The 10,943-nt window shown below is 70.1% G+C and carries 6 protein-coding genes and 1 riboswitch; of the genes, 3 read left to right on the plus strand and 3 right to left on the minus strand.

Features of this window, described 5'->3' with window-relative positions; translation table 11 throughout:
- Nucleotides 1-1,161, plus strand: a 1,161-nt coding sequence (locus tag JWP28_RS01870) for a heparinase II/III family protein (protein WP_299539364.1), incomplete at its 5' end; no start/stop codon positions are given.
- Between the two features lie 7 nt (nt 1,162-1,168).
- A riboswitch (ZMP/ZTP riboswitch) is annotated at nt 1,169-1,252 on the plus strand.
- Between the two features lie 132 nt (nt 1,253-1,384).
- Entirely contained in the window at nt 1,385-2,977 is a 1,593-nt protein-coding gene (gene purH, locus JWP28_RS01875) for a bifunctional phosphoribosylaminoimidazolecarboxamide formyltransferase/IMP cyclohydrolase (RefSeq protein WP_299539366.1), read from the plus strand.
- A gap of 143 nt (nt 2,978-3,120) precedes the next feature.
- On the opposite strand, the gene JWP28_RS01880 is transcribed toward purH, so the two are convergent.
- From JWP28_RS01880 to JWP28_RS01890, 3 genes are all read right to left on the minus strand, one after another.
- Nucleotides 3,121-7,941 (minus strand): NAD-glutamate dehydrogenase, encoded by a 4,821-nt coding sequence (locus JWP28_RS01880; protein WP_299539376.1) that lies wholly within the window; start codon nt 7,939-7,941, stop codon nt 3,121-3,123.
- Between the two features lie 277 nt (nt 7,942-8,218).
- Entirely contained in the window at nt 8,219-9,358 is a 1,140-nt protein-coding gene (locus JWP28_RS01885; RefSeq protein WP_299539368.1) for an AI-2E family transporter, read from the minus strand.
- A gap of 145 nt (nt 9,359-9,503) precedes the next feature.
- The gene (locus JWP28_RS01890; RefSeq protein ID WP_299539370.1) at nt 9,504-10,286 is read right to left on the minus strand and encodes an SDR family NAD(P)-dependent oxidoreductase; all 783 of its coding nucleotides are present in this window, start codon (nt 10,284-10,286) and stop codon (nt 9,504-9,506) included.
- Between the two features lie 57 nt (nt 10,287-10,343).
- Between JWP28_RS01890 and JWP28_RS01895 the strand changes: the two genes are divergently transcribed.
- Nucleotides 10,344-10,781 carry a YkvA family protein gene (locus JWP28_RS01895; protein ID WP_299539373.1) on the plus strand — a complete coding sequence of 146 codons (438 nt, stop codon included), beginning with the start codon at nt 10,344-10,346 and terminating at the stop codon, nt 10,779-10,781.
- The last annotated feature ends 162 nt before the right edge of the window (nt 10,782-10,943 follow it).

Consider the following 10,943-nt stretch of genomic DNA (forward strand, 5'->3'; position numbering starts at 1 on the left):
GCCGCCGCCGTGGCGGGCGCCGCGCTGGGCGGGCATGCCGGCGAGCGGCTGCTCGACCACGCGCTGGCCCGGCTGGACCGGGCGCTGCCGGACACCGTGACGCCCGAGGGCGGCCACGCCAGCCGTAGTCCGCAGGCCGCGCTGGAGCTCTATTTCGACCTCGCCACTCTCGATGACGCGCTGACGCAGCGCGGCCTTGGCGCCCCCGACGAGGTGCTGCGCGCCATCGACCGGCTGGCCGGGGCGGTGCGGTTCTTCACCCTGGCCGACGGCCGGCTGGCGGCCTTCCAGGGCGGCGCGGCGCTGCCGGAGTCCTATGTCGCCGCGGCCCGCGCCCAGGACGAGCTCGGCGAGCGGCCGACGCCGGCCTCGCGCAACGGCTATCACCGTCTGGAAGCCCGCTCGCTGCAGGTGATCGCCGACACCGAGGCGCCGGCGTCCGGTCCGTGGAGCGTCGCCGCCTGCGCCCAGCCACTGGCGGTTGAGGTCCTGGCGGGAGGCAAGCGGCTGATCGTGGGCTCCGGCTGGTCGCCGGACGCGGCCGGCCCGCAGGCGCTGCGCTTGGTGGACGCCGCCTCGACCGCCTCCGTCGGCGAGGCCTCGTGCGGGGAACCACTCGGCGGGTTCGCGGCCCGGGTGCTGGGCCCGCGTCTCAGGGGCGCCTACGGCATCCTGGACGTCCGCCGCCACGAGGCGCCCGGCGCGCTCTGGCTGGAGCTGGCGCACGACGGCTGGACGCGGCGTTTCGGCCTGCGCCACGAGCGCCGGCTATACCTCGACGTCGCGGCCGACGAGCTGCGCGGCGAGGACCGGCTGGTTCCGCTCGCCGCCCGCGGCGGGGTAGACGGGCGCCGCTTCGTCCCCTTCGTGGTCCGCTTCCACCTGCACCCCAAGGTCAGCGCCCTGATCGCCCGCGACCGCAGGAGCGTGCTGTTGAAGGCCGAGGGCGAGGAGACCGGCTGGTGGCTGCGCAACGACGCCCTCGACGTCACGTTGGAGGCCTCCGTCTGCCACCAGGACGGCCAGCTCCGCCACGGCCAGCAGATCGTGCTGCGCGGCCAGGCCCGGCTCGACGCCGGCGCCAAGGTGCGCTGGAAGCTTTCTGCGGCCCAAGAGCGCGCCGACCAGGCCCGCGTTGACGCGGCCGCGGCCCAGGCCTAAGCCCCGTCGCATTCCGCGTGACTGGCGAATGAGGTGGGCGACCACCGGGGAGCGCGGGACCATATCTACGCCGCTCGCCTGGGCATTTTCCCGCTAGAGCGTGGCAGCCGCAATTGGATTCCAATTGCGGCGTCCGGCACGCTCTAAATGCTTGAAGATTAGACCCTTCCCGATTCTGGCGATCTCTCCAGAATCGGGAAGGGTCTAGCGCCAGGAGAACGCCGTGCCCGCCGCCCCCGATTTCCCGCCCGCCCCCGATCGCGCGCCCGTCAAACGCGCGCTGATCTCCGTCTCCGACAAGACCGGCCTGGTGGACGCCGCCCGCGTGCTGGCCGGCCTCGGCGTCGAGCTGGTCTCCACCGGCGGTACGCGCAAGGCGATCGCCGACGCAGGCCTGCCGGTGAAGGACATCTCCGACCTGACCGGGTTTCCGGAGATGATGGACGGGCGGGTGAAGACGCTCCATCCCGTCGTGCACGGCGGCCTGCTGGGCGTGCGCGATGCGCCCGATCACGCCAAGGCCATGGCCGAGCATGCGATCGGCGGCATCGACCTGGTCTACGTCAACCTCTACCCCTTCGAGTCCACGGTCGCGGGGGGCGCCGACTACGCGACGGCGGTGGAGAACATCGACATCGGCGGCCCGGCGATGATCCGCTCGGCGGCCAAGAACCACGGCTATGTGGCGGTCTGCACCGAGCTTGCCGACCTCGAAGAGGTGCTGGCCGAGCTGCAGGCGTCGGGAACCACCAGCCTCGATCTGCGCAAGCGCCTGGCGGCGCGGGCCTATGCGCGGACGGCGGCCTACGACGCGGCGATCGGGGCCTGGTTCGCGGACGCTGTTGGCGAGGCCTGGCCCCGGCGGCGCGCCTTCGCGGGCGAGCTTGTCCAGACCATGCGCTATGGCGAGAACCCGCACCAGGCGGCGGCCTTCTACCGGTTCGCCAACCCGCGCACCGGCGTGGCTACGGCCCGGCAGCTGCAGGGCAAGGAGCTCAGCTACAACAACATCAACGACACCGATGCCGCCTTCGAGCTGATCGCCGAGTTCGATCCCGCGGCCGGCCCCGCCTGCGCGATCATCAAGCACGCCAATCCCTGCGGCCTGGCCACCGGCAGGACCATGGCCGAGGCCTATGAGCGGGCGCTGGCCTGCGATCCGGTGAGCGCTTTCGGCGGCATCATCGCGCTGAACGGACGGCTCGATGCGGCGACCGCGACCGAGATCCTCAAGCTGCTTACCGAGGTGGTCATCGCGCCGGAGGCGGACGAAGACGCCGTCGCGCTTTTCTCGAAAAAGAAGAACGTCCGCCTGCTGACCACGGGCGGCCTGCCCGATCCGTTGGCGCCCGGGCTGACCTTCAAGTCGGTGGCCGGTGGCTTCCTGGTGCAGGGCCGCGACGACGCCCGGCTGACCGCGGCCGACCTGAGGGTGGTGACCAAGCGCGCGCCCACCGACGAGGAAGTGCGCGACATGCTGTTCGCCTTCACCGTCGCCAAGCACGTGAAGTCCAACGCCATCGTCTATGCCCGCGCTGGCCAGACGCTCGGCGTCGGCGCCGGCCAGATGAACCGCAAGGACTCGGCCCGCATCGCCGCCCTGCGCGCGGCCGACTTCGGCCTCGACCTGAGGGGCTCAGCCTGCGCTTCGGAAGCCTTCTTCCCCTTCCCGGACGGCCTGATCCAGGCGGCGGACGCCGGCTGCACAGCGGTGATCCAGCCCGGCGGCTCGATTGGCGACCAGAAGGTTATCGACGCCGCCGACGAACGCGGCCTCGCCATGGTGTTCACCGGCGTGCGGGTGTTCAGGCACTGAGAGCCTTCCCCCGGTACGGGGGAAGTGGCCCGACAGCGAAAGCTGGAGGGTCGATGTGGGAAGTCAAAGAACACTTCCCCCATTGTCGCCCGCCTTCGGCATTGGCGACATTTCCCCCGTACCGGGGGAAGGCAGACCGTTCGTCACCGCTTCCGCTTCGCCCCTTCCGCCGCCAGTTCGCGCAGCGCCGCGTTGGCGATGGTGAGCTTGGCGAAGGTCCAGGGGCCGCCGGAGGCCTGGATGTCCTCGATGGTGCGGCGCGCGACCGTGGCCTTGTCATGGTGCAGCGCCGCCCAGGACACCGCCGCGTCATTGGCGTGCTCGGCGTCGTCGCCGCACTGGGCGCCGCCGGCGAAGGCCATCAGCGTGCGGGTGAGCTCGGCCTGCTGGCTGAGCAGGTCCTCGATCAGCCGGCGCAGCGCCATCCGCTCGAAGTTGTCGCCTACCGAATAGGCGCTGGCCGCCTGGCGCACCCGGTCGAAGCCGAAGGCCGCGCCGGCCGTGTGGTAGACCCGCGCGACGTTGGACAGGGGCCAGCTCGAGGCCTCGGCGATGTCCACCAGGTCGCCGGAGGTGGTCAGCGGCGGCAGGACGGCGACGGCGCGGGCCATGTCCTCAGGCGCCCCGGCCTGCACCAGCTGGCCGACGTGGCCCTGCACGGAGGCCTGCTCGATCGGCGACAGGATGCCCGGCATCAGCCGGCGCAGGGCCTTGAAGTCCGCGCCGTAGCGCCCGACCAGGGCGTCGACGTCCAGGTTCTCGCGGACCGCGCGGCGGGAAAGCCAGAACGTGGCTCCGCGCAGCGCCGCGCTGATCCGCCGGAACAGCGCCATCTGCCCTGAGGCCGGAACCTTGCCGTCCAGAGCCGCCACCGCGTCCCACAGCGCCGGAATCTCCAGCACCGCCTTGGCGGCCTCGTAGCCGACGATCAGGGCCCGGGCGTCGGCGCCCGCCGCCGGCATTAGCCGGGAGGCGAAGCTCGCGCCGCAGCGGTTGATCATGTCGTTGGCGACGACGGTGGCGATGATGTCCCGCCGCAGCCGGTGGCGCCGCATCTGCCCTTCCCAGCGCCGCAGCTGCTTGGGGAAATAGTCGACCAGCAGCCGCTCGAAGAACGGATCGTCGGGGGCGTCGCTGGCGACGATCTCCCGCTTGAGTTCAAGCTTGCCGTAGGCCAGCAACACTGCCAGCTCCGGCCGGGTCAGGCCCTTGCCGGCCTGCGCCCGCTCGGCGATCGCCGCGGCGTCGGGCAGGCCCTCGACCACCCGATCGAGCCGGCCCTTGCTCTCCAGCTCGGCGATGAACTGGGCGTGCGGCAGGAGCTCGCCGACCGAGTCCATCTCCATCAGCGAGAGCGCCAGGGTCTGGTCGTAGTTGTGCGCCAGCACGTGGCTGGCGACCTCTTCGGTCATGGACTGCAGCAGGATGTCGCGGCGCCGGCGGGTCAGCTCGCCGGTGCGCTCCAGCATGCCGGTGAGGATCTTGATGTTCACCTCGTGGTCGGAGGTGTCGACGCCGGCGGAATTGTCGATGGCGTCGGTGTCGATCCGTCCGCCGGCCCCCGAAGCGCCTATTTGGGCGTATTCGACGCGCCCGGCCTGGGTGAGGCCGAGGTTCGCGCCCTCGCCCACCACCTTGACGCGCAGCTCCGAGCCGTTGATCCGCACGCCGTCGTTGGCCTTGTCGCCGACGTCGATATTGGCCTCGGACCTGGCTTTCACATAGGTGCCGATGCCGCCCAGGTAGAGCAGCTCCGCCGGCGCCTTGAGGATCCCATGGACCAGCTCGGCCGGCGACAGGCTGTCGGTCTCGGTCCCGAGCATGGCCTTGACCTGCGGCGACAGCGGGATCGCCTTCAGGGTGCGGGGGTAGATCCCGCCGCCCTTGGAGATCAGTTTGCGGTCATAGTCATCCCAGGAGGAGCTGGGCAGGGCGAACATCCGCGCGCGCTCGGTCCACGACGTCGCCGGGTCAGGATCGGGATCGAGGAAGACGTGGCGGTGGTCGAAGGCGGCCAGGAGCTTGATCTGCTTGGACAGCAGCATGCCGTTGCCGAACACGTCGCCCGACATGTCGCCGCAGCCGACCACCGTGAACGGCTCGGCCTGGATGTCCTTGCCGAGCTCGCGGAAGTGGCGCTTCACCGCCTCCCAGGCGCCGCGGGCGGTGATGCCCATGGCCTTGTGGTCGTAGCCGGCCGAGCCGCCTGACGCGAACGCGTCGCCCAGCCAGAAGCCGTAGTCCTCGGCCACGCCGTTGGCGATGTCGGAGAAGGTGGCCGTGCCCTTGTCGGCGGCCACCACCAGGTAGGGGTCGTCGCCGTCGAAGGCGATGACGTCCTGCGGCGGGATGACCTTGCCGTCGGGCGCCAGGTTGTCGGTGATGTCGAGCAAGCCGTAGAGGAAGGTCTTGTAGGCGCTGATCCCCTCGGCGCGGACGGCGGCGGCCGAGCCGCCCTTCGGCAGCTGCTTGGGATAGAAGCCGCCCTTGGAGCCCACCGGCACGATCACCGCATTCTTCACCTGCTGGGCCTTCACCAGCCCCAGCACCTCGGTGCGGAAGTCGTCGCGCCGGTCGCTCCAGCGCAGGCCGCCGCGGGCGACCGGGCCGAAGCGTAGGTGCACGCCCTCGACATTGACGCCCCAGACGAAGATCTCGCGGTAGGGCTTGGGGGCCGGCAGGTCGGCCAGCTCGCCGCTCGCCACCTTGAAGGAGATGTAGGGCTTGGGCTCGCCGTCGGCGGTCCGCTGGTAGAAGTTGGTCCGCTGGATCGCGCCGACCAGTAGCGCCAGCCGGCGCAGCACGCGGTCCTCGTCCAGGCTGTCGACGCGCTGCAACGCCTCGACGATGCGGATCATCACCACGTCAGCCTGCTCGCGGCGCTTCTCGACGCCGATCTTGGTGGACGGGTCGAACTTGGTTTTGAACAGTTCGAGGATCAGCCTGGCCACCTTCGGGTGGGCCGACAGCGCCTCTTCCTGCACCCGCTGGCTGGGGTCGAGCCCGGACTGCTGGCGGTGGCGGGCGAGCGCGCGGATCAGGGCCGCGTCACGCCAGGGGATCGACAGCTCCAGCACCATGCGGTTGAAGCCGTCGTTCTCCGTGCGGCCGGTCCAGACCGCGACCACGGCGTCCTCGAACGCCCGCTTCAGCTCCGCGAACACCAGCTTCGCGCCGTGCGGATCCTCGAGCTCGAAGTCATGCACCCAGACGACGCGCCCGTCGGCCCGAGAGATCGGGAAGCCGGCTTCGGCCAGCGCCTTCAGGCCCATGTTGTCGAGGATCGGCAGGACGTCGGCGAGCGGCGCGGGCGCGTCCGGCCGGTAGAGCTTGAAGCGGAACTGCAGCTCGTTGTCGGCCGCCGAGCGGTAGGCCCGCACGCTGACCGTCTGGCCTTCGGCCATGGCCTCGATCACCGCCAGGTCTTCGAGCGCCTCGGCGGGCTCGAACCGGTCGCGATAGCCGGCGGGGAAGGCGTCGCGGTAGCGGGCCAGGGTGTCGGCGACCTCCTGCGGCGCGCGGCCGGAGGCGCGGACCGCGGCCTCGAAACGGTCTTCCCAGGTGCGCGCGGCCTCGGTGATCACCGCCTCCAGCACCTTCAGGTCGGGCTGGTCGTGCGCGCCGGGCGTAAAGCCGATGATGTAGTGTACGCGGGCCAGAGGCGCGTCGGAGAAGCTCGGATAGGAGGCCGACACCCGGCCGCGGTAGGCCCCCGCCAGGATCTGGCCGGCCCGCGCCGCCAGGTCGGAATCGTAGTGGTCGCGGGGCAGGAACAGCAGCAGGGAGGCGAAGCGGTCGAAGGGGTCGCGCCGCTCGAACAGGCGCACCCGCGGGCGGTCATAGAGATGCAGGATGCCCAGCGCCTCGGCGAGCAGGTCGTCCTCGGTCATCTGGAAGAGCTCGTCGCGCGGATGGTTCTCGACGATGTTCTTCAGGCGCTTTTCGTTGTGGCTGCCGGGCGCCATGGCCGCGCGGCCCAGCACATGGGCCACCTTTTCGCGGATCAGCGGCACGGCAGAGGCCGGCTGGTCGTAGGCCTCGGCGGTAAACAGGCCGACGAAGCGGACCTCGCCGATCGGCCGGTCGTCGGCGCCGTAACGCTTGATGCCGACGTAGTCCATGTAGCCGCGGCGGTGCACGCGGCTGCGCACGTTGGACTTGGCGACCGTCAGCGCCGGGTCGGTGAGCAGCCGGTCCTTGACCCGGCCGAGCAGGATCGCCGGCTCGTTGGCGCGGCGCAGCACCGTGCGGTGCGGATCGCGCAGCACGCCGAGCCCGTCCTTGGCCTGGTAGAGCGGCTCCTCGGCCGCATAGTCGCCGCTCTTCAACCGCGGGTATTCGTAGACCCGCGCGCCCAGGAACACGAACTGGGAAGCCTCTAGCCACTGCAGGAAGGCGATCTCCTCGGGCTGCGCGCGGCTGGCGTGGGTCTCCAGCTCGCCCAGGGTGCGGGCCATCAGGGCGAGCATCTGCGGGAAGTCATCGACCGCCGCGCGAACGTCCTTCAGCGTCTCGGTGATCCCGCGGACCAGGGCGGCCTCGCGGTCGGCGCCGACGGGTTCGAGGAATACCTGGATCATCGACTCGCGCCGCGCGAGGCCGGTGGCGCCGCGGACGCCGGCGCGATCGCGCTGCACCTCGACGATCGGGTGGAAGAGGGCGCGCACGGAGAGGCCCTGTTCGGCGATCTCGCCCATGATCGAGTCGACCAGGAAGGGCGCGTCGTCCTGCACGATCTCCAGCCGGTCCAGCCCCGTCCTCTCGCTCGCGCTGTCGCTGCCGATCGCGCGCCCGATGCGGATCGTCGGGCCCCGGCCGCGGCGGCGCTCTCCGAATCGCCAGAAGTCAGCCAGGTTGGCGCCCAGCGCGGCGGTGGAAAGTTCCGGCAGTTCGTCGGGCGCGGCGTCGGCGGCGGCCTGCTCGGCGAAGGCCCGCGCGCCGGCGATCGCCGGATCGCCCTTCAGCGCGGCGAGGACTGCCTTGGGGAGGGTTTGGGGGTTGGGGCCGCGGCTCACGAGACACCTCCAGAGAAGAGGACGCCTCCAGACACGAGGACGGCGCCGGAGGAGAGAGTCCGGCGCCGTTTGGTCCCGCCGTGGGGGGGCGGCGGAACGCTCTGTGCTCGCTGTGTCCGCATGCTTGGGGGGGTGCGGACCCAGCCGCCGGACCGCGTGGGCCCGGGGCCAGCCTTAGATAGGAACCGAAAACGCAAGTTGAAGTCCTTCGGTGACGGTTTGGCGATCAGGAATGCTTGGCCAGGCGCCGCGCCGGCCTGGCGGCCGGGCCTTTGGAGGGCGGCGGAAGGGCTTCGTCGGGGGGCTCGTTCGGCATCTTGTTCTTCAGCTGCTGCGGATCGCCGTCGGCCGACAGGATCACCGCGATCCAGCGGCTGCCGTCGAACTGCGCCAGGACCACCATGGCCATGACCGTGAGCGGCGTGGACAGGAACGCTCCGGTCAGGCCCCAGATAGCGCTCCAGAAGGCCAGCGCCAGCAATACCATCACCGGGTCGAGATTGAGGCTGCGGCCCTGCATCCGCGGATAGACGACGTTGCCGATGATCATGCCGATCAGCTGCAGGGCGATGAGCAGGATGATCGCCCGCCCGTAGCCGTCGAATTGCACGAGCGCGAACAGCGGCGGCGCGACGCCGGCGAACACGCCGCCGGCGACCGGGATGTAGACAGCCAGGAAGATCAGGAAGGCCCAGAACAGCGCATCGTGCAGGCCGACCGCCGCCATCGCGATCCACGACAGCCCCGCCACCATCAGGCCGGTGATGGTCTGGACGAACAGGTAGCGCTCCACCCCGTCACGGATGCGCAGGAAGGCGACCACCGCCTCCTGCCGTTCCTCGCGCTGCGGGAACAGGCCGATCGCCTTGCGCTCCCAGCCCCGCCGGGAGGCCAGGATGAAGGCCAGGTACACCAGCACGAAGAGCGCGGTGGAAGCGAAGTCCTGCACAAAGCGGGCGACGAAGCCCAGGTATTTGGTCGCATCGAGCCCGCGGATGATGCTGATCACCGTCGGCGGGTTCTTCACCCTGACCACGCCCGCCAGCTGGGCGATGACGGCGTCGAGCTTCGGCTCATAGGCCACCAACTGGGTGGCGAAGCCGGTGGCGTTCTCGGCGACGAAGAAGGCCGTGCCGCCGAACAGCAGGATCGAGATCATCACGGCCAGAGGCAAGGCGGCCCGCTTCGAGATATGCGGCAGGCGGTGCTGCAACACCCGCGCGAAGCCGTCGATCATCACCGCCAGGAACATGGCCAGCGCCAGCGGCGTCAGGATGCCGGCCAGCACATAGAGCGTCGCCCCGGACGCGATCACCGCCAGGATGACCAGCGCGTTGCGGGCGACGGGAGACTCGGAGAAGGGCATGGAAGGCTTTCGCGTGACGCGCTGGCTCGACTGTCCCTGGCGGGCAAGCCGCCGTCAATTCGGGCGATCCCTACCCCGCTTCGGGCGCAATGGGGAGCGGCTTTGCCCGTCCACTCCCCGAAATCGACGAAAGCTTTTCGCGCCCCTACCGCGGCGGCATGCGGATCGCGCCGTCGAGGCGGACGTGCTCGCCGTTGAAGTAGCCGTTGGTGATCATTTCCAGGGCCAGGGAGGCGTACTCCGGCGCATTGCCGAGGCGCTTGGGGAAGGGGACGGAGGCGGCGAGCGCGGCCTTCACCTGCTCGGGCGCGGCGTTCATCAGCGGGGTGTTGAAGATGCCCGGCAAGATGGTGTTCACCCGGATGCCGTCGCCCATCAGGTCGCGGGCGATGGGCAGGGTCATGCCGACGATGCCGCCCTTCGACGCCGAATAGGCGGCCTGGCCCATCTGGCCGTCGACGGCGGCCACCGAGGCGGTGTTGATCACCACGCCGCGCTCGCCGTCCTCCAGCGGCTCCAGGTCCAGCATGCCCTTCGCCGACTTGGCGATGCAGCGGAAGGTGCCCACCAGGTTGATCTGGATGATGAAGTTGAACGCATCCAGCGGGAAGTGCTTGGTCTCGCCGGTCTGCTTGTCGCGGCTGGCGGTCTTCATGGCGTTGCCGGTGCCGGCGCAGTTGACCAGGATCCGCTCCTGGCCGTGGGCGGCGCGGGCCTTGGCGAAGGCCGCGTCGACCTCCTCCTCGGAAGTGACGTTGCACTTGCAGAAGACGCCCCCGACCTCCTTGGCCACGGCCTCGCCCTTGGCTTCGTTCATGTCGAAGATGGCGACCTTGACGCCGCGCTCGGCGAGCTTGCGGACGGTGGCCTCGCCCAGGCCGGAGGCGCCGCCGGTGACGACCGCGGCGACGGAGGAGTTGAGTTGCATGGACGTAGCGCTCCCGATCTCGTTATCTATAGGTCTGTCAGCCAAGGCTTTAGCCCGATGAGCGGCCGCGAAAAAGCGTCACCCCACGTCAACGCCGGCTTCGACCCAGCCCATTCCGGGAAAGAGGGGCCCCTGCATCGCAGCCGCGCGCTGACCCCGCATGCCATACGGCTGAACGAGCAGCGGGTGGCCCGCGGCTTCTGGCCGAAGATCCGCAAGGTCGCCGCCCACGTGCCCTTCGCCTCCGACGCCCTGGCCGTCTGGTTCTGCGCCCGCGACGACGAAACCCCGGTCGCGGCCAAGGGGATGATGTTCGCCGCGCTGGCCTATTTCGTGCTGCCCACCGACGCCATCCCCGACTTCATCGCCGGCATCGGCTACACCGACGACGCGGCGGTGTTCGTGGCCGTGCTGTCGATCGTCGGCAAGCACCTGAAGCCGCGGCATCGCGAGGCGGCCAAGGCTGCGGTCGAGCGGCTGCGGGACGAATTCTAGTGTCCCGATTCCGAAGTTCGCAAGCGCTTGCGGCGGGCTTTGGCGAACTTCGGAATCGATAAGGACACTAGCAAGTGTATGTTTCTAGTGTGCTTTCTTGGATTTGAAGTTCGCTCGGCGCGTGGCCCGTGAAGACGGCGAACTTCAAATCCAGCACACTAG

Source organism: Phenylobacterium sp., assembly GCF_028290885.1.
In the GTDB taxonomy this organism is placed as follows: Bacteria; Pseudomonadota; Alphaproteobacteria; order Caulobacterales; family Caulobacteraceae; genus Phenylobacterium.

Bases quoted from the DNA above. Each gene is read 5' to 3' on its own strand.
- JWP28_RS01885 (WP_299539368.1), bottom strand. From the start codon at position 9,358: ATGCCCTTCTCCGAGTCTCCCGTCGCCCGCAACGCGCTGGTCATCCTG.
- JWP28_RS01890 (WP_299539370.1), bottom strand. From the start codon at position 10,286: ATGCAACTCAACTCCTCCGTCGCCGCGGTCGTCACCGGCGGCGCCTCC.
- JWP28_RS01895 (WP_299539373.1), top strand. From the start codon at position 10,344: ATGAGCGGCCGCGAAAAAGCGTCACCCCACGTCAACGCCGGCTTCGAC.